The organism is Pseudomonas anguilliseptica (assembly GCF_021375795.1).
Lineage (GTDB): Bacteria > Pseudomonadota > Gammaproteobacteria > Pseudomonadales > Pseudomonadaceae > Aquipseudomonas > Aquipseudomonas anguilliseptica_A.
In genome coordinates, this window is the sequence record NZ_JAEIOI010000001.1 from 29,753 (window position 1) to 50,607 (window position 20,855).

18 protein-coding genes are annotated in these 20,855 nt (G+C 62.7%); 11 read left to right on the plus strand and 7 right to left on the minus strand.

What is annotated here, in order from left to right:
* The first annotated feature begins 172 nt into the window (after positions 1-172).
* On the plus strand, positions 173-760 hold the full coding sequence (locus IOD17_RS00145) for a LysE family translocator (RefSeq protein ID WP_233683100.1): 588 nt from the start codon (positions 173-175) through the stop codon (positions 758-760).
* Here IOD17_RS00145 and IOD17_RS00150 read toward each other — a convergent pair whose 3' ends face one another.
* The gene (locus IOD17_RS00150) at positions 761-1,588 is read right to left on the minus strand and encodes an AraC family transcriptional regulator (protein WP_233683101.1); all 828 of its coding nucleotides are present in this window, start codon (positions 1,586-1,588) and stop codon (positions 761-763) included.
* 142 nt (positions 1,589-1,730) lie between these two features.
* Between IOD17_RS00150 and IOD17_RS00155 the strand changes: the two genes are divergently transcribed.
* From IOD17_RS00155 to IOD17_RS00185, 7 genes are all read left to right on the plus strand, one after another.
* Entirely contained in the window at positions 1,731-3,485 is a 1,755-nt protein-coding gene (locus IOD17_RS00155; RefSeq protein WP_233683102.1) for a sensor histidine kinase, read from the plus strand.
* 65 nt (positions 3,486-3,550) lie between these two features.
* Positions 3,551-4,900 carry a sigma-54-dependent transcriptional regulator gene (locus tag IOD17_RS00160; RefSeq protein WP_233683103.1) on the plus strand — a complete coding sequence of 450 codons (1,350 nt, stop codon included), beginning with the start codon at positions 3,551-3,553 and terminating at the stop codon, positions 4,898-4,900.
* A 452-nt stretch (positions 4,901-5,352) separates the two neighbouring features.
* Positions 5,353-6,306: a TAXI family TRAP transporter solute-binding subunit gene (locus IOD17_RS00165; RefSeq protein ID WP_233683104.1), complete on the plus strand. Its 954-nt coding sequence runs from the start codon at positions 5,353-5,355 to the stop codon at positions 6,304-6,306.
* 156 nt (positions 6,307-6,462) lie between these two features.
* The gene (locus tag IOD17_RS00170) at positions 6,463-8,490 is read left to right on the plus strand and encodes a TRAP transporter permease (RefSeq protein WP_233683105.1); all 2,028 of its coding nucleotides are present in this window, start codon (positions 6,463-6,465) and stop codon (positions 8,488-8,490) included.
* Positions 8,487-8,909 (plus strand): DUF1850 domain-containing protein, encoded by a 423-nt coding sequence (locus IOD17_RS00175; protein WP_233683106.1) that lies wholly within the window; start codon positions 8,487-8,489, stop codon positions 8,907-8,909. The genes IOD17_RS00170 and IOD17_RS00175 overlap by 4 nt, the downstream gene beginning before the upstream one ends.
* A gap of 469 nt (positions 8,910-9,378) precedes the next feature.
* Complete coding sequence (locus IOD17_RS00180; protein WP_233683107.1) at positions 9,379-9,879, plus strand: GNAT family N-acetyltransferase; 501 nt, start codon at positions 9,379-9,381, stop codon at positions 9,877-9,879.
* A gap of 46 nt (positions 9,880-9,925) precedes the next feature.
* Complete coding sequence (locus tag IOD17_RS00185) at positions 9,926-10,438, plus strand: DUF3617 domain-containing protein (protein WP_233683108.1); 513 nt, start codon at positions 9,926-9,928, stop codon at positions 10,436-10,438.
* Positions 10,439-10,463: 25 nt separating this feature from the next.
* Here the strand turns inward: IOD17_RS00185 and IOD17_RS00190 are convergent, their stop codons facing one another.
* A complete protein-coding gene (locus tag IOD17_RS00190; RefSeq protein WP_233683109.1) occupies positions 10,464-11,213 on the minus strand; it encodes a hypothetical protein in 750 nt (249 codons plus the stop codon).
* Between the two features lie 276 nt (positions 11,214-11,489).
* On the opposite strand from IOD17_RS00190, the gene IOD17_RS00195 reads away from it, so the two are divergent.
* Complete coding sequence (locus IOD17_RS00195) at positions 11,490-13,157, plus strand: BCCT family transporter (protein WP_233683110.1); 1,668 nt, start codon at positions 11,490-11,492, stop codon at positions 13,155-13,157.
* A 591-nt stretch (positions 13,158-13,748) separates the two neighbouring features.
* Here the strand turns inward: IOD17_RS00195 and IOD17_RS00200 are convergent.
* Positions 13,749-14,453 carry a 3'-5' exonuclease gene (locus tag IOD17_RS00200; RefSeq protein ID WP_233683111.1) on the minus strand — a complete coding sequence of 235 codons (705 nt, stop codon included), beginning with the start codon at positions 14,451-14,453 and terminating at the stop codon, positions 13,749-13,751.
* Complete coding sequence (locus tag IOD17_RS00205) at positions 14,450-16,324, minus strand: DUF294 nucleotidyltransferase-like domain-containing protein (RefSeq protein WP_233683112.1); 1,875 nt, start codon at positions 16,322-16,324, stop codon at positions 14,450-14,452. The genes IOD17_RS00200 and IOD17_RS00205 overlap by 4 nt, the downstream gene beginning before the upstream one ends.
* Before the next feature lie 163 nt (positions 16,325-16,487).
* Here IOD17_RS00205 and IOD17_RS00210 point away from each other — a divergent pair, with 163 nt between their 5' ends.
* Entirely contained in the window at positions 16,488-17,054 is a 567-nt protein-coding gene (locus IOD17_RS00210) for a LemA family protein (RefSeq protein WP_233683113.1), read from the plus strand.
* Between the two features lies 1 nt (position 17,055).
* Positions 17,056-18,978: a DUF2207 domain-containing protein gene (locus IOD17_RS00215; RefSeq protein ID WP_233683114.1), complete on the plus strand. Its 1,923-nt coding sequence runs from the start codon at positions 17,056-17,058 to the stop codon at positions 18,976-18,978.
* Positions 18,979-19,101: 123 nt separating this feature from the next.
* Here IOD17_RS00215 and IOD17_RS00220 read toward each other — a convergent pair whose 3' ends face one another.
* The 3 genes from IOD17_RS00220 to folE2 are packed head-to-tail and all read right to left on the minus strand — an operon-like array spanning position 19,102 to position 20,783.
* Entirely contained in the window at positions 19,102-19,338 is a 237-nt protein-coding gene (locus IOD17_RS00220; RefSeq protein WP_233683115.1) for a hypothetical protein, read from the minus strand.
* Positions 19,335-19,832 carry a GNAT family N-acetyltransferase gene (locus tag IOD17_RS00225; RefSeq protein WP_233683116.1) on the minus strand — a complete coding sequence of 166 codons (498 nt, stop codon included), beginning with the start codon at positions 19,830-19,832 and terminating at the stop codon, positions 19,335-19,337. The genes IOD17_RS00220 and IOD17_RS00225 overlap by 4 nt, the downstream gene beginning before the upstream one ends.
* A 60-nt stretch (positions 19,833-19,892) precedes the next feature.
* The gene (gene folE2, locus IOD17_RS00230) at positions 19,893-20,783 is read right to left on the minus strand and encodes a GTP cyclohydrolase FolE2 (RefSeq protein WP_233683117.1); all 891 of its coding nucleotides are present in this window, start codon (positions 20,781-20,783) and stop codon (positions 19,893-19,895) included.
* Positions 20,784-20,855: the final 72 nt, after the last annotated feature.

The window sequence follows — 20,855 nt, forward strand, 5'->3', positions numbered from 1 at the left end:
GCACAGATCACGCTGCTCGGAGGGCCGTTTCTGGTTTGTGTGAGTGCGCAGATCAGCCCTGGCACTGATTGCCTTTGCCCTTTGGGAAGCCTGAGAGGGCATTTTCCTTCAATACAGCGCATTGCGCGGCTGTCAGCCTGACGCTTCCTTTGGTTGTGCTGACAGGTGTGTGATGAATACGCTGTTTTATTCCATGGCGGGTTTTGCCCTCGCTGCTTCGATCTCTCCCGGCCCGGTCAACCTGCTGGCGCTCAGCGCTGGCGCGAGCCATGGACTGCGTAGCAGCATGCGCCATGTCACCGGGGCGACATTCGGTTTTACCGCCTTGTTGTTGGCCATGGGCCTGGGTTTGCAACAGCTGTTGCAGCAGTGGCCGGCGCTGACGCAATGGGTGGCCTGGTTTGGCGTCGCCTTTCTGCTGTACATGTCCTACGGTCTGGCCCGGGCGGACGGGCAGCTGAGTGGCAACGACGCGCAGCAGCGCCCGTCGCTGTTCAAGGGCGCGCTGATGCAGTGGCTTAACCCCAAGGCCTGGCTGGCCTCGATGGCAGGCATGGGCGCCTATGCGGCAGATGGTGATCTGTTGCGGGTGGGGCAGTTCGCGGCCTTGTATTTCGTGATCTGTTATCTGTCGATCAGTTGCTGGGCGCTGGCCGGGGTTTACCTGCGCCAGTATCTGGAGAATCCGCTGTACCTGCGCTGGTTCAATCGCGTCCTGGCCTTGCTGCTGGTGCTGTCGGCGCTTTATCTGCTGGTCTGATCAGGTGCGGCGGTATTGTCCGGGGGTGGCGGCGAGCAGCTGTTTGAAGGTGCGCTGCAAGTGCGCCTGATCGGCAAAGCCGGCGTCCAGCGCCACCTCGGCAATCGACTCGCCACGCTTCAGCCCGGCCTGGGCCACTTGCACACGGCAGTTGAGCAGGTAGGCATGCGGGGTCATACCGTAGTGTTGGCGGAAACTGCGAATCAGGTAGGAGGGCGACAGCTCGGCGGCGCTGCAGATGTCTTCCAGCTTGAGCGTCTGGGTGCAGTGCGCGCGGATAAAGTCTGCGGCCAGACGAATACGCGGGTTGTCCTCGCGCAGAGGAGCCGGTGCGGGGGCCAGGCGCTGTTGCAGGGTGCTGAAATAGTCGATCAGGGCGCACTCTTTGCGCAGATGATCCACCGATGCCGCGTTGAGCAGGTCGTACAGCTGATTGAGGCCGTTGAACAGTTCAGGGTCGCGACTGAGGATGGCAGAGAAGGGCTGCAGGGGCTGGTTATGGCTGAAGCCCAGTTGGTGTTGCAGGTCGCCCAGCCAGGTGGTGTCGATGTAGAACATACGATACGACCAGGGCTGCCCGTCCACGGGGTTGCAGGCATGCACGTCACCTGGGTTCATCAGCACCAGCGTGCCGGCGGCGACTTGCTCGCGCGCCTTTTCATTGAGGTAGGTGCTGCGGCCTTGGGTGATGGTGCCGATCGAAAAACACTCATGGGAATGCTTGGCGTAGCACAGCAGGCGGCCATCGAGGGCTTCGCGCGTTTCCACGAAGGGCAGCGCGGGGTCGCGCCAGAAGCGTGGGGTGGTGGCCTGTTGCTCAGTGCTCATCATGCATACCTGGTTAAATCGGCGTGCCGCCAGCGCTGACTATAGCGGCCGCTGGCACTTGTTCAAACAGTCGAGCGGCTGCGCACTGCGCGGCGCGGTGCTTTGTCTTACCATGCCGGCTCCGCCTTGTTGCGAGCCACGCATGTCTGCCTTTCTGCTGCGTTACCGCGTTGCCCTGATCGTCCTGCTGATTCTCCTCGGCCTGCTGGCGAGCATCTGGCTGGCCGGGCGTTATGCCGAGCAGCGCGCCTGGCAGGAGCGTAGCGTGGAGGCGCGTGGGCAGTTGCAGCTGTATGCGCAATCGATCCACACCCTGGTTGAGCGCTTCCGCTCGGTGCCCGAGGTGCTGGCGCTGGACAGCGATATCAAGTCGCTGCTGCGTGCGCCTACCGACAGTCTGCTGCGCAGCACACTCAACGAGCGCCTGGAGCAGCTCAACAGCGCCGCCGGCTCCAACGTGCTGTATCTGCTTAACGACAAGGGCGAAACCCTGGTGGCCAGCAACTGGCGCGACTGGAGTAGTTTTGTCGGCAACAACTACGCCTTTCGTCCGTATTTTCAGGATGCCGTGCGCCAGTCTGCCGGGCGCTATTTTGCCGTGGGCGTGACCACCGGCATCCCTGGTTATTTCCTCTCCCATGCGGTGCGCGATGACGACGGCACGGTGCTCGGCGTGCTGGTGGTCAAGCTGGAGCTGGAAGAGCTGCAACGTGAATGGGCCAGCCAGCCCGGCGTGCTGCTGGTGGCCGACAGCTACTCGGTGGTGATCCTCAGCAACCGCCCGGCCTGGCGTTTTCTCGCCCTCGACAGCTTGAGTGAGCAGGCCCGCGCCGAATTGGTGGAGGTGCGCAAATACGCCGAACAGGCGTTGCAACCACTGCCCAGCACGCTGCGCCGGCAGATCGACAGCGCCAGCCAGTGGCGCCGGGTCGAGGGCCCGGACGGCCCGCGTGACTACCTCTGGCAGCGCCAGCCGCTGGATGACGAAGGCTGGACCCTGCACCTGCTGCACGAGCCGAAAACCCTGGTCGACAGCGTGCGCAGCTATCGCCTGGCCGCCGCCGGGGTGTGGATGACCCTGGCGTTTCTGCTGCTTTACCTGGCCCAGCGGCGCAAGACTCAGCGGCTGCAAGCCGGTATTCGTGAGCGCCTGGAGCGTGAGGTGGCGCTGCGCACCGCCGAGTTGCGCGAGGCACAGGAAGGCCTGGTGCATGCGGCGAAGATGGCGGCGCTGGGGCAGATGTCGGCGGCCATGGCCCATGAAATCAACCAGCCACTGACCGCCATGCAGATGCAGCTGGGCAGCCTGCGTTTGCTGCTCGACAGCGGCCGTCAGGACGACGTGCGCGAAGGGCTGCAGCGTATCGATGGTCTGCTGCAGCGTATTGCCGGGCTTACCGGCCACCTGAAAACCTTCGCCCGCAAAAGCCCGGCGGGGCTGAGCGAGCGTCTGCGTTTGAGCGATGTGCTGGAGCAGGCCCTGCAACTGCTGGCGCCGCGTCTGCGCAGCGAACAGGTGCAGCTGCACAGTGAGATCGACAGCGAGGCGCGGGTGCTGGGCGATGCCATTCGCCTGGAGCAGGTGCTGCTCAACCTGCTGAACAACGCCCTGGATGCCATGGCGGACAGCACCGTGCGGCAGTTGCAGATTCGTATCGAGCGGCAGGCCGAGCAGTGCCTGCTGAGTATCGCCGACAGCGGCGGCGGTATCGCCAGCGAGGCGCTGGAGCATGTGTTCGAGCCGTTCTTTACCACCAAGCCAGTGGGCGCCGGCTTGGGCCTGGGGTTGGCGGTGTCCTACGGCATCGTCCGTGAACTGGGCGGCAGCCTGGAGGCGGCCAATAGTGAGCAGGGCGCGGTGTTTATTCTGCGCCTGCCGGCAGCGCCGAATGCGTAGTGCGGGTTATTTCCCGGATTTTATCCGGGCTACACTGCCCGCCGATTTAAAGAGGGGGAGGTGATATGACCGGGCACGTGATAGTCGTCGATGATGAAGCCGCCATCCGTGAGGCAGTGCAGCAGTGGCTGGAGCTGTCCGGTTTTAGCGTGCACAGCTGTGCCACGGCGCAGGCCGCGCTGGCGCTGGTCGAGCGTGATTACCCCGGCATCATCATCAGCGATGTGCGCATGCCCGGCACCGATGGTCTGCAGTTGCTCGACAGCGTGCTGGAGCGTGACCGCGACCTGCCGGTGATTCTGATCACCGGGCACGGCGATGTGCCGATGGCGGTGCAGGCGCTGCGCCAGGGCGCCTACGACTTTATCGAAAAGCCCTTTACCCCCGAACGCCTGCTCGACAGCGTGCGCCGCGCCCTGGACAAGCGCCGCCTGGTCTGTGAAAACCGCCAGCTGCGTCAGCAGTTCGCCCTCAAGGACCATATCGAGGCGCAGCTGCTCGGCGTGTCAAAGCCAATGGAAACCCTGCGTCGGCAGATTCTCGAACTGGCCGGCACTTCGGTAAATATCCTCCTGCGCGGTGACACCGGCAGCGGCAAGGAGCGGGTTGCCCGTTGCCTGCATGATTTCAGCAACCGCGCCGGCAAGCCGTTTGTCGCGCTGAACTGCGCGGCGATTCCCGAGCACCTGTTCGAGAGCGAGCTGTTCGGCCATGAAAGCGGTGCGTTTACCGGCGCCCAGGGCAAGCGCATCGGCCGCATCGAACATGCCGACGGTGGCACGCTGTTCCTCGATGAGGTGGAAAGCCTGCCGCTGGCCCAGCAGGTCAAGCTGCTGCGCGTGTTGCAGGAGAAAACCCTGGAGCGCCTGGGTTCCAACCGCAGCATCCAGGTCGACCTGCGGGTGATCAGTGCGGTCAAGCCGGACCTGCTCGATGAAGTCAAAGCTGGGCGTTTCCGTGAAGACCTCTACTACCGGTTGAATGTCGCCACCCTGCGCATTCCGCCGCTGCGTGAACGCCGTGAAGACATTGCGCTGCTGTTCGAGCACTTCGCCAACCAGGCTGCGCAACGCCATGGCCGCGAGACACAGAGCCTGCCGCCCAGCGAGCTGACCCGGCTGCTCGGGCACGACTGGCCGGGCAACGTGCGCGAGCTGATCAACGCCGCCGAACGCCACGCCCTGGGTTTGAGTGGTGGGGTGGAAAGTGGTGATCTGCCGCAGCAGTCACTGAGCGAGCAGATGGAGGCTTTCGAGGCGCAATGCCTGCACCGCGCGCTGCAACACTGCCAGGGCAATATTGCCGAGGTGATGACGCTGCTGCAGCTGCCACGCCGCACCCTCAATGAGAAGATGCAGCGCCATGGCCTGCAGCGCAGCAGCTATCGGCCAGCCGGCAGCAGCGACGAAGATTGATAGCCGTAGCCCGGATCTAGGCTGGGTCGGGGCGCGTAGCTGACGCTGTTTTCATCCACCATGGCAGTCGGCGGAATTTCGCTTATTTCGGTTCTTGCGCTGGCGGATATCCGCTTATTGCAACCGTCAGGATGGCTGCGTTGGTCAGGCTAAAGGCTCTAGCACGGGCTTTTCCCTCACTGGCACGGCATCTGCTATAGCCCTTGTCAGCCAGGCACTCGATTGCCCGGGCATCGATAAGAACGACAAGAGGTGAATCCCATGTACTGCCCAGCCGCACTGGCGCGTCTGTCGCGTCCCACCGCAACGCCCCACCTTTTGTGCGTCCGGCCTATGCCGCACGTGAGCGTCTGCTCCTTTCCGCTATCGCACTAGTCCCTGACGCAGCCCGCCAGCGGGCGCGTCGTCATGAAACCTCTGCATAAAGCCATAACAACGACGGAGATTCTTCCATGCGAATGACCAAACGTTTCAGCCTGTTTGCCGCTGCCGCCGCCTTGACCGCGAGCACTGCGGTACTCGCCGCGCCGACCTTTATCAACGTACTCACCGGTGGCACCAGCGGCGTGTACTACCCGATCGGCGTGGCCCTGTCGCAGCTCTACGGCAACGGCATCGACGGCGCCAAAACCTCGGTGCAGGCGACCAAGGCCTCGGTGGAAAACCTCAACCTGCTGCAAGCCGGTCGCGGTGAACTGGCCTTCGCCCTCGGCGACTCGGTAGCCGATGCCTGGAATGGCGTGGAAGACGCAGGCTTCAAGGCGCCGCTGAGCAAGCTGCGGGCGATTGCCGGCACCTACCCGAACTACATCCAGATCGTTGCCAGCAAGGAATCCGGTATCACCACCCTGGCGGATCTGAAAGGCAAGCGCATCTCCGTCGGCGCGCCGAAATCCGGCACCGAGCTCAACGCCCGCGCCATCTTCAAGGCTGCAGGCTTGAGCTATGAAGACATGGGCAAGGTGGAGTTTCTGCCGTACGCCGAGTCGGTTGAGCTGATCAAGAACCGTCAGCTGGATGCCACCCTGCAGTCCTCGGGCCTGGGCATGGCGGCGATTCGCGACCTGGCCGCGACCCTGCCGATCACTTTCGTGGCCATCCCGGCCGAGGTCACCGCGAAGATCGACAACGCCGCCTACCTGGCTACAGCGATTCCAGCCGGCACCTATGACGGTCAGGACAGTGATGTACCAACGGTGGCCATCACCAACATTCTGGTCAGCCATGACGGCGTGTCCGATGAGGTGGCCTACCAGATGACCAAGCTGATGTTCGACAACCTCGAGCGCCTGGGCAACGCCCACTCCGCGGCCAAGGACATCAAGCTGGAAGGCGCCGCCAAAGGCCTGCCGATCCCGCTGCATCCGGGTGCCGAGCGCTTCTACAAGGAAGCTGGCGCGCTGTAAGGCTGCTGAAGGGTTAACCCTGTAGGTTGGCGCTGTGCGCAGCGCCAACCGCTCCAGAACATGAGCTAGAGCTGCGAATAAAACCGGCGTGCGCGTCACGGCAGGTTTTGTTGGCGACTCTTGTGCTGGCAACGTTGTAGTGAGGGCATCTGCTCCATGAGTGACCACAATCAAGGCCTTGCCGCCAACCCAGGCGACTGGCCGAAAGCGCTGTTCTATGTCGCGCTGCTGTTCTCGACGTTTCAGATCATCACCGCGGCCTTCCACCCGGTATCCAGCCAGATTCTGCGTGCCGTGCATGTGGGCTTTCTGCTGCTGGTGGTGTTTCTCTGCTTTCCCGCCCGTGGCAAGGCGCAGCCCTGGCAGCCGTTGGCCTGGCTACTGGGCCTGGCCGGCATGGCCACAGCGTTTTACCAGTGGTACTTCGAAGCCGACTTGATTCAACGTTCCGGCGATCTGACCCAGAGCGATATGGTGGTCGGCCTGGTGCTGATCGTGCTGGTGTTCGAAGCCGCGCGACGGGTGATGGGCATTGCCCTGCCGATCATCTGCGCGCTGTTTCTCGCCTACGGCCTGTTCGGCCAGTACCTGCCGGGCGATCTGATGCACCGTGGCTACGGCATCGATCAGCTGGTCAACCAGTTGGCCTTCGGCACCGAAGGGCTGTACGGCACGCCGACTTACGTGTCGGCCACCTACATCTTCCTGTTTATCCTGTTCGGCGCGTTCCTTGAACAGGCCGGGATGATCAAGCTGTTCACCGATTTCGCCATGGGTCTGTTTGGCCACAAGCTCGGCGGCCCGGCCAAGGTCTCAGTGGTGTCGTCGGCGCTGATGGGCACCATCACCGGTTCGGGGGTGGCCAACGTGGTCACCACCGGCCAGTTCACCATCCCGCTGATGAAGCGCTTCGGCTACAAGCCGGCGTTTGCCGGCGGCGTGGAGGCCACCTCGTCGATGGGCAGCCAGATCATGCCGCCGATCATGGGTGCGGTGGCCTTTATCATGGCCGAGACGATCAACGTGCCGTTCTTCGAGGTGGCCAAGGCCGCGCTGATTCCGGCGCTGCTGTACTTCGGTTCGGTGTTCTGGATGGTTCATTTGGAGGCCAAGCGCGCCAACCTGCAGGGCCTGCCGAAAGACCAGTGCCCGAATCCCTGGACCGCGATCAAAGAGCGCTGGTACCTGCTGATTCCGCTGTTCATTCTGATCTACCTGCTGTTCTCCGGGCGCACGCCGCTGTTCTCCGGCATGGTTGGCCTGGCCCTGACCGCCATCGTGATTCTCGGCTCGGCGATCATTCTGCGGGTATCGTCCAAGGTCATGCGCTTTGCCTTCTGGATTGCCCTGGGCGTGCTCTGCGCCGGCTTCTTCCAGCTCGGTATCGGCGTGGTGTTTGGCGTGGTCGCGCTGTTGGTCGCGGTGTGCTGGTTTCTCAAGGGCGGCCGCGACACCCTGACCATCTGCCTGCACGCGCTGGTCGAAGGTGCACGGCATGCCGTGCCGGTGGGCATCGCCTGCGCCCTGGTGGGGGTGATCATCGGCGTGGTGTCGCTGACCGGGGTGGCCTCGACTTTCGCCGGCTATATCCTCGCCATCGGCCAGGACAACCTGTTCCTCTCCTTGGTGCTGACCATGCTCACCTGCCTGGTGCTGGGCATGGGCATCCCGACCATTCCCAACTACATCATCACCAGCTCGATTGCCGCGCCGGCGCTGCTGGAACTGGGCGTGCCGCTGATCGTGTCACACATGTTCGTGTTCTATTTCGGCATCATGGCCGACCTTACGCCACCGGTGGCGCTGGCCTGTTTCGCAGCCGCACCGATTGCCAAGGAGAGCGGGCTGAAGATCAGCCTGTGGGCCATTCGCATCGCCGTAGCCGGGTTTATCGTGCCGTTTATGGCGGTGTACGAGCCGGCGCTGATGCTGCAGGGCGACAGCCTGCTGGCCACCCTTTATGTGGTGCTCAAGGCGGTGGTGGCGATTGGCATCTGGGGTGCGGTATTTACCGGTTACCTGCAGGCCAAGCTGAGTTGGTGGGAACGCGCGCTGGGTTTTGCCGCTGGTGCCAGCCTGATTCTGGCTACGCCTATGAGTGACGAGATCGGCTTCGCCCTGGCGGCGTTGTTTATCGCCCAGCACTTCTGGCGCGCGCATCGCGCCCAGGTAGCGGCGGCGTGATCGGCCTGTGTCTGGGTTTGGCCGGTGCGGTGTGGGCAGAAGTGCCCACACCGAGCTTTACCCTGGCCTGGACGCACAGCATCGAGAAGATTCGCTGGGAAGAGGATTACCGCGTCACGCCTGAGGGCTTGCTCCTTGGCGAGGCACGGGTCAAGGGTTCCGGGGCCGGTATGGAGATTCCAGACGGCGCCGAACTGCGCGAGGGCAGCTGGCATTACCAGCGTCAGCTACCGCCCTTGCAACCCCTGCGTTTGGGGCGAACCCCCGAGGCAGGGGATTATCAACTGTGTTTCAACCAGCGTTGCCACTCGATGAGTGAATGGCTCGGCCCGCCACAAGCGACCCAGCCGGCGTTGGAACTCTGGAGCTGTGAGCAAAGCTCCCCGGCCGCTTCGGCGGCAGGCCAGGACGACGGTTAAGAAGCTGTTTACGATCTTGCGAGCTAGAGCCATGCAAGGCAAAAACAGGCGAGGAAGCGGAGTGTACGAGCTGTACATGAGCATTCCGAGCCTGTTTTTAACGCAGCAGGGCCGACGCGCAGCAGATCATAAATAGGTTCGAGGCGGCGTCCGCTCCCGGGCCACAAGCCTTGGCGTAAAAAGAGGAGAACCCCCATTTGGCGATGCCGGTGGGGGTTTTGTTCATATGTAGGTTGGTGTTGAGCGTAGCGAAGCCCAACTGAAGCGTTTCGATAGCATTCTGTAGGAGCCAGCTTGCTGTGGTTCGGCACTCCGATGATCCTTGCAGAGCTAAAGCATCGCCAGCAAGCTGGCTCCTACAAAAAATCGCCTGGAGCAATTTTTGACGTCGTCTGCGACGGTCCCGCAGGGGTTGCCGCCAGGGATGGCGGGCCACAAATCTGCGGGCACTCCAACAAGCAGGAAGCCGATGAACACCATCACCTATTACCTGGATATGCAGCACCCCGAGCAGATCCGCGCCAAGCCGCTGCCCGCCGAACTGAGCGTGGTGGAATGCCAGCTCAAGCAGTTTCAGCTCAACCGCTTTCTCTACCAGCTGGTTGGTGAGCCCTGGCAATGGACCGACAAACTCAGCTGGAGCGACGCGCAGTGGCGCGAGTTGATCGAACAGTCCAACCACCGTACCTGGGTGGCCTATCACCAGGGCGCGATTGCTGGCTATTACGAGCTGCTGCGTGATGCCGACGGCGCGGTGGAGATTCTCTATTTCGGCCTGGTCGAGGCCTTCTTCGGTCAGGGCTTTGGTGGCCCGCTGCTCACCCACGCGCTGCAATCCGCCTGGGCCTGGCCGGGCACCACCAAGGTCTGGGTGCACACCTGCAGCCTCGATCATCCCAGCGCGCTGGCCAACTACCAGGCGCGTGGCCTGCGCATCTACCGTGAAGAGGTCGAGGCGGACGCTTCCTAAGAGGGTCTACGCTTGCAGGGTCGCCCACTTGATTCAGGAGCCGCTTATGCGCCGCGCCCTCCGTAATCCCATGCTCCTCAGCCTCTGCCTGCTACCCGCCCTGGCCAACGCGCTGGACATTCAGCCCGGCCTTTGGGAAATCAGCTCGAACAAAATGCAGGTCGGTGGCCAGGCCGTGCCGGGGATGGAGCAGATGCTCGAACAGATGAAAAACCTGCCGTCCGAGCAACGCCAGATGATGGAGCAGATGCTGGCTCAGCAAGGCGTTCAGTTGGGCGACAAAGGCGTGCGCATCTGCATGAGCGCAGAACAGATCAAGGCTCAGCAGATCCCCATGCAAGACCCCGAATCCGGCTGCAGCAATGAAATCACCGAACGCAGCGAGCAGCTGTGGAAATTCCGTTTCAGCTGCCCCAACGGCCAGGGTGAAGGCGAAACGCGCTTTGTCAGCGACAAGGAATTCACCTCAACGGTCAACGGCACCTTCGATGGCCAGAGCAGCAGCATGCAAAGCCATGCGCGCTGGGTGGCGGCGGATTGCGGTGCGTTAAAGCCCTAACAAGTCGCTGAAGAGCTCCCCGCTGTCAGCGCCCGCCGAGTGGGTTGGCGATGCCGTGGCGTTCCTTGAGGGTCTTCACCAGATCGGCCTGGCTGGTGAGGAAGGCATTGAACTGTTCGATCACCTGCGGGTGATGGATGCTCGACAGGTAGTAGTGGTCATCCTGATAGGGCAGTTTGGGGTCGAACACCAGTGCATCATCTGCGGCATGGTTGTACAGCTGGTGCCGCACCACCTGTGGGTTGAGATAGACGCCATCGACCCGGTCGCTCATGGCCATGGCCAGCAGCGACTCGATCTGGTTGGCCTGGATCAGGATGATGCGCCCGGCCTTGATGTCATCCAGATAGGGCCAGGGGGTGAAGCCGCGTTGAGTGCCGAGCCGGCGCAAGCGCTGTTTGCCCTGACCAAGAAACTGCGGTTTGACCAGCACACCATCCACCGCCGCAGCGGCGGCCTGGCTGTAATGCAGGTGATGGCCCTGCTTGATGTCGGCGTTCCAGCGAGGGTTGTCGGGGTACTTGAACGCCACCCGATCATTGAGAAAGTCACTCAGCAGACGCCGCACAGGCAGTGGCTGGTAGATGAATTGATGGCCCTGGTACGCGGCAAAGGCGTCCAGCAGGTCGCGACCATAGCCCAGGTACTGGCCGTCTTGTACGTCGGAGTAAGGTCTGTAGGGCTGCAATTCGACCCCGACCGTAAAGGTCTCGGCCCGTGCTGGCGCGGCGAGGCTGAAGGACAGGCAGGTCAGCAGGGTCAGCAGTGCTCTCATCAACGACATCTCGAACAACGACCCCGAGCAGGCCATAGGCAAACCATAGCTAATTGCCTCGTTCAGCGGGAGGTAACGTGTCGATAAAGTCTGACCAGATAGATGGAAAAACGCCCCGTTGGTGAGCGCCAATGGCCGCCAATACTGGCGTTGCGCCTGCATGTATCGGCTCAGGCTGTTACCCTGTACCCCGCAGCCGCCGGCTTGGCGGCTGTACGAGTAGGGCAATCCCGTCCTCGTGCGCGTAAAGCGTGCCACACGTCAAAGGAGCACCCAATGGGGCAGAAACCTTCGTCTGACACGACCCCGCAACCAGAAGCGGTAACTCTGGACGGCATCCCGGCACCCACCGGCGACGCCAATCTGATCGACACCGACTACGTCATCGGTCAGGACAATATCCAAGGCCAGTTTTCATTCAGCCTGGATATTCACGGCAAGGTCTTCATCATCTCGGCGGTCACCGCCATCCTGTTTGTGGTGTTGACCATGGCCCTGCAAAGCCAGGTCGAACCACTGTTCAGCGCCCTGCGCAACTGGCTCACCCACCACCTGGCCTGGTTCTTTATCGGCGCCGCCAACATCTTCGTGCTGCTCTGCCTTGGCCTGATCGTCTCGCCGCTGGGCAAGGTACGCATCGGCGGCATGGACGCAAAGCCGGACTACTCCTACCTCGGCTGGTTCTCCATGCTGTTCGCCGCCGGTATGGGTATTGGCCTGATGTTCTATGGCGTCTCCGAGCCGATGTCGCACTTCAGCGCGGCCATGGGCGGTGTCAGCGTCGGTGAGGATGGTCTGCGTACCGACTGGGCACCGCTCGGCGGCGCCGCCGGCAATGCCGAAGAGGCGATACGCCTGGGCATGGCCGCGACCATCTTCCACTGGGGCCTGCATCCCTGGGCGATCTACGCGATTGTCGCGCTGTCGCTGGCGCTGTTCTCCTTCAACAAGGGCCTGCCGCTGTCGATCCGCTCGATCTTCTACCCGATTCTCGGTGAGCGGGTATGGGGCTGGCCGGGGCATATCATCGATATCCTCGCGGTGTTCGCCACCCTGTTCGGCCTGGTCACCTCCCTCGGCCTGGGCGCGGAGCAGGCGGCGGCGGGCATGGAATACCTGTTCGGCATCACTTCCAGTGACACCAGCAAAGTGCTGCTGATCATCGCCATTACCATCATCGCCCTGGTCTCCGTGGTGTCCGGCCTGGACAAGGGCGTCAAACGCCTTTCCGAGCTGAACATGGGCCTGGCCATGGCCCTGCTGCTGTTCGTGGTTATCGCCGGGCCGACCCTGGCTATCCTCACTGGCTTCTTCGACAACCTTCTGGCCTACCTGCAATACCTGCCCGCGCTGGCCAACCCCGTCGGCCGCGAAGACGCCAACTTCAGCCAGGGCTGGACGGCCTTCTACTGGGCCTGGTGGATCAGCTGGTCGCCGTTCGTGGGCATGTTTATCGCCCGCGTCAGCCGTGGTCGCAGCGTGCGCGAGTTCCTGGTTGCCGTCTTGCTGGTGCCGTCCCTGGTCTCGGTGCTGTGGATGACCGCCTTTGGTGGCACGGCGATCAACCAGTTGCTGGTCGACGGCTTTACCGGCGCGCAGGAGGCGGGCCTGGAACTCAAGCTGTTCAGCATGCTCGGTGAGATGCCGCTGGCCAGCATCACCTCGCTGATCGGCATCGTGCTGGTGGTGGTGTTCTTTATTACCTCGTCGGACTCCGGCTCGCTGGTGATCGACACCATCACCGCCGGTGGCAAGGTCAACTCGCCCGTACCGCAACGGGTATTCTGGGCCAGTATCGAAGGCGTCATCGCTATCGCTCTGCTGCTTGGCGGCGGCTTGGTGGCCTTGCAGGCCATGGCGGTGTCGACCGGTTTACCGTTCACCATCGTGCTGTTGGTGGGCTGTATTTCCATCGTCAAAGGCCTGATGAGCGAACCGCGCTGACCGCTGTTGGCAGGTAGTACAAGAGCGCGCCTTTGGGCGCGCTTTTTTATGCCTGGGATTTGTGCCGCTTGGCACCTGTAGGAGCGGCGGGGACGCCTAGTTCCATGGCCGCGATGCTTTTCACCCCTCGCCCGCTTGCGGGAGAGGGGCCGGGGGAGAGGGCGCTTTTACTGTTCGGCACACCACCGTATGCGCTGATGTTTCGTGTTGCGCCCCCTCGGGCGCCTCACTTTTCTTTGCTCGTGCAAAGAAAAGTAAGCAAAAGAAACACGCCCCGGCATCCGGCCCTGCCTGCGGCAGGGTTCGTGAGCAGAATCATTGCTCCAGGGGCCCGCTGCGAAGGGCCATCCCTGGCCCATCGCAGCTCTCGCGGCATCCATGCCGCTCAACCCCTTCCACAACGATTCTGTTCACCCTTCTGACGGAGGATTTGGCGCGCGTCTGCACGATCGGAGTTACTAAACTAGAAAACTAAGATTGGTGAGTATCGCAGTGCTCAACCTACGCGGCCCGACCCATCCTACGATGCTGCTGTCGCGGCTAAAGCCCCTCCCACAATTAGCCGGCATCGCTGGCTAAAAGGCCTAGGCCTCAACTCCACAATTCCCCAACCGACGTATCCGCCGCATAGTGCGTCGCCACCTGTGCCTGCAGCAGCTCGGCAGTGGCCAGCGCATCGGTCAACGCATGGTGCGCTTGGTACAGCGGCAGGTTGTAGCGCAGGCGGCTGTCAGCCAAACGGATCGACACCGGGTGGCGGCCTAGCAAGCGGCCCAGCCAGCCTGGCTGGCGCTTGGGATACAGGCGCGCCTCCAGCTGCATGGTGTCGATCACCGGGAACTGCAAACCCTCACCCAGCTGCTGAAGCAGCGCCTGGTCGAGAAAGCTGCGCTCGATGTTGCGGTAGTGCACCACCATCACCTTGCCGGCCATGGCTGTCAGCAGCTCGTCGAGGATTTGCTCTAAGCGCGGCGCGTGGCGGATGTCGGAGTGGGTGATGTGGTGAAAGGTCACCGACTCGCCGCTCAGCTCGCTGGCCGGTTTGACCACCCAGTAGCGCGCTGCGCCGCAGCGGATGCGTTGCAGGTTGAAGGGCAGCAGGCCGAGGCTGACGATGGCGTGCTGGTTGGCGTCCAGGCCGGTGGTCTCCACGTCCAGGGCCAGTAGCGGCACCTGTTCCAGCGGGGTGTCGGCGGTTACGCAGCCGGCCCGGTAGAAGGCTTGCAGGCGTGGGTCGCGGGCGCTGCTGGCGAGTTCGGCAAAGCGCGCGACCCAGTCCAGTGCTGTGGCGGTCACAGGGTTTTACCTGGTTGTGCGGGGTAGCGGAAGCGCAGGAATTTCTGCGCGTTGCTGAGCACGCCAAAGGCTTCCTTGAGGGTGTGCCGTTCGCTGGCGGACAGCGTTGCCGGTTCGATGTAGTTGCCTGGCGGGCGCCCTTCGGCCACGGCCAGGGCTTGGTGGCGCACCCGCACCAGGCTGAGAAATTCCAGGGCGTAGCGCAGCTGGCTGATGGCTTCGGGCTGCAGCAGTTTGGTTTTGCCGATGGCGTCCAAGCGCTCCAGGGAGTTCTGCGCTTTGCTGCCGCAGGCCAGGGCGTGCACCCGGATCAGGTCGGTGAGCGGCGCGGTGCCACGGCCCTTGAGGTTGATGATGTGCTTCTGCTGGCCGTCGGTTTCCATCACAAAGGTGCGGAAGAAGCCCAGTGGCGGCGTGCGGTTGAGGGCGTTGCGCGCCAGGGCGGCGAGGAAGGCCGGGTTGCTGCTGGCTTTCTGCGCGAGCAGGTCTTTGAGGTTTTCCACCAGTTCTACCTCGCCATACACGCCGTCGAGGTCGAAGAAGATGCAGCTGTTGAGCAGGGTTTGCGGCTTGGGTTGGTCGATCCACTGCTGGAAGTAGCCGCGCCAGACGCTCAGCGGCTGCCGCCATTGGGCGTTGCTGGCCATGATGCCGCCCTTGCAGTAGCTGTAACCGCAGGCGGCCAGGCCGTCGCTGACGAACTGGGCGAGGGCGGCGAAGTAGGCATCGTGTTGCGCCGGATCGAAGCGGTCATCGAGCACCAGGGCGTTGTCCTGATCAGTCACCAGCAGCTGTTCATCACGGGCCATGGAACCGGCGACCATAAAGCAGTAAGGCACCGGCGGCGGGCCGAGTTGCTGTTCGGCCAGTTCCAACAGGCGCTGGGTAAAGGCGCGGCCGATGCCGGCCATGGCGCTGCCGACCATATGCGCGGTGGCCTGTTCGTTGACCATGCGCACGAAGGTGCCGCGCAGGTCGGCCAGCAGGCTCTGCAGGCCGGCGACATCCGTTTGGTTGAAGATCGAGTTGACCAGGTACAGGCTGCTCTGCGACTCGTAGCGGATGATGTCGCTGAGGTTGATCAGGCCTATCGGCCGACGCCGCTGCATCACCGGCAGGTAGTGGATGTTATGGCGCAGCATGCACAGCATGGCGTCGAATACGCTGTCATCCGCCTGAACGGTGATGGGATTTGGCGACATCACCTCGCTGACCGGCGTGGCGCTGTCCAGCCCAACGGCGAGCACACGGGTGCGCAGGTCGCGGTCAGTGAGGATGCCGACCATGCCGGCCGAAGATGCGCTGTCGTCGACGATCACCAGGGAGGACACGCTCTGTTCGGTCATCAGCTGCGCGGCCTGCTGTACGGTGGTGTGCGGTGCCGCGCTGACCGCCTGGCGGGAGATCAGTTTGCGCACCTTGAGCTGGATCAGCTCGCTGGCCTGGCCCTGGCTTTCCACCGCAGATTTGAGCCGCGACTGGCCTTCGGCCTCGACGAATTCGGCAAAGCCGTCGTGCTCTTCGCACAGCTGGGCGAACAGCGTGGCGGGGATAAAGTAGATCAGGCTGTCTTCAATCGCCCGCGCCGGGAAGCGCACCTTGTTGCTGCGCAGCAGGCCGGCCTGGCCGAAGATGTCGCCCTCGCTCAGGCGGTTGTACAGCGCGCCGTTGCGTCGGTAGATTTCCACCGCGCCGCTGCGTACATAGTGCAGCTCGTGAATCGCCGCGCCGTACAGCAGGATGTCGCTGCCGGCCTTGAAGTAGGCCACCTCGATCTGCCGGGCGATGGCGTCCAGGCTGGCGTCTGGCAGGGCATCGAAGGGCGGGAAACGCTGCAGGTGATCGCGGATTTCCAGTAACTCGATCTGCATGGGGTGCCTCGTAGTGGCTGGCCCTAGAGGATACGGCGATTGCTGGGGGCTGTCCGCTTTGCTGGCGTTACCGGGTGTGCCGGCAGGCGCGGGCGACACCGGCTATGGTGTGAAGTGGTGGCGGATAGCGCAGGCGTTCATTCGGTTTTCTCAAGGAGTGGCTATGCAAGGGGTGGGATTCTGGGTGGTGCTGGCGCTGCTGGTGGCGCTCGCCGGGTTGACGATTTATTACTACAACCGCCTGGTGTTCAACCGCGCGCGGGTGGCCGAGGCGTGGAGCGGTATCGACGTGCAGCTCAAACGCCGCGCCAGCCTGATTCCGGCCCTGGTCGAGTGCGTGCGCCAGTACATGAAGTACGAGCAAGGCACGCTTGAGGCGCTGGTGCAGGAGCGTATGCGCGCCGTGCAGCTGGCCGATTCGCCGCTGGGCGAGCGGGCGCCGGTGGAGGCGCACCTGGGCACGCAGCTGCGCCAGTTGTTTGCCTTGATCGAGGACTATCCGACGCTCAAGGCCGATGGTCAGTTTCTCGATCTGCAGCGCAACCTCACCGAGGTCGAGAACCATATCCAGATGGCCCGGCGTTACTACAACGGCGCGGTGCGCGAGCTGAATGTGCTGGTTGAGTCGGTGCCGAGCAACCTGGTGGCGCGGCCCTTTGCCTTTACTCAGGCGGAGTACTTCAGCCTGGATGACCCGCGTGACGCTCAGTCGCCAAAAATGGAGTTTTGACATGCTGCGAGCGCTGCGTTTTGCCCTGTTGAGCCTGTGTCTGCTGCCGTTGTGGGCTGTTGCGGCTGAGGTAATTGAAGACTTTGCCGTGACCCTGCAGGTGCAGGTGGACGGCAACCTGCTGGTGACCGAACGGATTACCGTGCAGGCCGAGGGTGAGCAGATCAAGCGCGGTATCTATCGCGATCTGCCGGTTACCTACAGCCTGCCCATGGGCCTGCTGCAGAGCAGCCCGATCACCTTGCTCGGGGCGAGTCGCGATGGCCAGGCGGAGCGTGTGCGGGTTGAGCAGAACGGCACCTGGGTGCGCTATTACCTCGGCTCGGCCGACCATCTGCTGCAGCCGGGGCGTTATCAATACGAGTTGCGTTACCGGGTTGAACGGCAGTTGTTGCACCACGCGGATTCGGATGAGTTGTATTGGAACGTTACCGGTAATCAATGGGTGTTTCCGATTCTGCGGGCCTCGGCGGAGGTCAAGCTGCCTGCCGGTGCACGGATAGGTGATCTGGCCGCCTATACCGGGGCCGATGGTGAGCAGGGCGAGGCCTATGCGGTGCTCGAGCAGCGCGACGACTATCTGCGCCTGGTCACTACCCAAGCTTTGCCGGCTTACCACGGCCTGACCGTGGCAGTGGACTGGCAAGCCGGGCTGGTGACCCGTCCAGGTGTACTTGAGCGTGCTGGCAACTTGTTGCGTGACAACCTTGGCCTGCTGCTCGGCGCGCTGTTGCTGATTGGTTTGCTGCTGTTTTACCTGCGTGCCTGGGACCGGGTTGGCCGTGATCCGCAGAAAGGCCTGATCATTCCGCTGTTCGAGGCACCGCAAGGCATGAGCCCGGTGCAGGCCGGCTACCTCTGGCATCGCGGTTTCAAGGGGCATTTTCAGGACGCCCGTGCGTTCAGCGTATGGCTCACCGATATGGCCATCCGCAAGTATCTGCACCTTGAAGAAACCCGCAGCGGAGCTTTTAGCCTGGCGCGCGGTAAAGGCACCGGTGATCTCAGTGAAGAGGATCGCGAGGTGCGCAAGCGTCTGTTTCCGGCCAACAAGGAAGGCATTGCGCTGAAACTGGGCAGCGACTATGAGCCGCGCTTGGCCGATGCTCTGGCCGGCATGAAAAGCCAGCTGCAGCAGCAGGGCAGCGCCTGGTTCAGCAACAACCGCGGCATCTGGACCTGGGGATTGATCTGGGCGCTGGTCGGCTGCCTGGTAACGCTGCTGGTCGATGCACGTAGTGAAGATGACGTGGCCACTAGCCTGGCCGGTATGGTGTTCTCTGTGGGGTTTGGTGTGCCGGCGTTTTTCGTACTCTACCTGGCCAAGCATCAACCCAGCTGGGGCAAGGGCATTTTCCTGGGGTTTTTCGGCCTGCTGTTTGCGTTGCCGGTGCCGATTGGCCTGCTGATGCTTGCCGAGGCTAGTGCCTGGCCGGCACTGGTGCTGCTGTGTGCATATGTGCTGCTGGTGCTGCTGTTTTTCTACCTGCTACCGGCCCCCACGTTGCTGGGACGGCAATTGCTCGACGGGTTGGAAGGCTACCGCGACTACCTGCAACTGGCGGAAAGCGACGCACTGGCCCTGGCCGGCAATGCGCCAGCGATGAGCATTGCGCTGTACGAGAAACACCTGCCTTACGCCATGGCCCTGGGCGTCGAGGACAAGTGGAGTGCGCGCTTCAGCACGGCCCTGGCCAACGGCCTGATCGATCCGGCGCAGCGTGACTATCAACCCGACTGGTACCACAGCCGCAGCAGTTTCAGCACCCCGCTGGCCATGAGCACCGCTCTGGCTGCCGGGCTAAGCAGTGCCACTGCATTGGCCTCATCGCCACCGTCGAGCAGTTCATCGGGCGGTGGTGGCTCATCCGGCGGCGGCTCGTCAGGCGGTGGCGGTGGTGGCGGGGGAGGCGGCGGCTGGTAGGGTGCCAAATGCTGTTGTAGACGCGGGCTTGCCCGCGATCACAGTCAATCCAACAACATCGCGACCAAGGCCGCTCCTAGCGAGATGGCTTTACGCCGTCTGATTGTCAGCAACCCCACAGGACTAGGGCTTGCGGGTTTCCTGCAGCTTGGCCAGCAAGGCTTCGCTTTTTTCCAGCTGCTCGGCTTCGCTGAGCTGCGGGTTTTCCAACACGCTGTCGAGTTGTGCAATCAGCTCGCTCTGTCGGTTGATCCGCTCATCGAGTTTTTCCAGCTTGCGCTGGTTGAACCAGCTCCAAAGCGCCAAGGCGCAGGCGGCCAGCACCACGGCTGTCAGCACGATAATCGTCAGGGTATTCATTGCGGCTCCAGGGTTTTGCGCATCAGCATGCGCGGCAAGGTAACAGCGCCGCGCGTTACCGTCTGTGCCTGCTGCACAGAAAAGCCCTGGCTGGCAAAAAATGCCTGGGCCACCAGGCTGGCCTCGGTAAACAGCTCGCGCACCCCCGCCGCGCGCAAGCGTTGCTCGGCAGCGGCATACAAGGTGCTGGCCACACCCTGGCGGGTATAAGCGGGCGCGCAGTACAGCAGGTCGATATGGCCATCCAGGCTAAAGCCAATAAAACCGGAGATAACATGGTTATCTTCGGCGATAAGTAATTCAAGTGACGATAAACGTGTTTTCCATGCTGGTATGTCTGCAACGGCTGGTGCCCAGGCCTGGCGCTGCGCAGCGTCGTAGTGCGCTGTGCTCAGCTGACTGACTGAAGCCTGAAACAGCTCAACCAGGGTTGCCAGGTCATCAGCCTGGTAAGCGCGAAGGTCGAAGCTCGGCGGTGGTGGTGTTGCGCGCATGCGGCGATCCCTGTTGCACTGGTAAGCCGGCAGGGTAGCGTTGACTTGGGGCGGGGTAAATCATCGCCAGTTGCAGCGGCTCTCCGCCACTGCATCGTGGGCGTGCAGACTTTCTGCGTGCACCACGCGCAGTTGAAAGGCGCGGAAACCCGCGTGTTCGCGCAAGGCACTGTGTAGGCGGCGGGCGGCGTCTTCGCAGAACATCAGGTTTTGCCCGTTGGCCAGGGCGAAAGCCTGTTCATCGGCGCGCTTTACCGCCGTTTGCACGGCTGTGCCGAGGGCCTGCTCGGCGCTGTCGATCAGCGCAACCAGCGGCAATTCCACGCTGTCGCTGTGCAGGCGAACCTGCAATGTGGCGTAGCTGCGCTGGCTGTGCGGCGTGGCGACGATGCCTTGGGGCGAGCCGAGCCAGGCCAGCAGTTGTGCGTGGTCCAGCGGCTGGCCGGCGAAATCCTCGACAAAGCGCTGCTGAATCAGCTGGCGCGCCAGGGCAGCGGAGCACGGGCAGGTCGAGGAATAGGCCACCTCTACCTGTAGTTCCACGTGAAACCTCCATGAATCCTGGCGTGCGCGCACTTCGAAGGGGTAAGCCTTCCATCCTGCCAGGGGGCTGACCAGTGCCGGGCGGCTGAGCAACGCCTCACCGCGCAGGGCAATCGACGCCTGTTGCGACAGGTCCTGGTGGCTGTGCAGAAACTCGTTCAGCAGTTGCTGCAGCGTCGTCGTGTTCAGTTCGCAGTGTTCCAGCCCATGCAGCGCCAGGTACAGGCGCGACATATGAATGCCACGGGCATTGCCATCATCCAGGCTGACTCCGACATCCGCGTAGGCCTGGATGCGCTGCCCAGCCAGGTTGATTGGCAGCGCGATGCCTTGCATGCCAACCCAGTCGAGGGTGTGTTCATGGGCAGGCGTTTGCGCGGCTATGTCCGGCAGGGTCAGTGCGTTCATCAGAAATCAGCGCTCGGTTATGGGTTTAAATGTTATGTTATAACAATTGCAACACAAAACCAGTGAATCCTG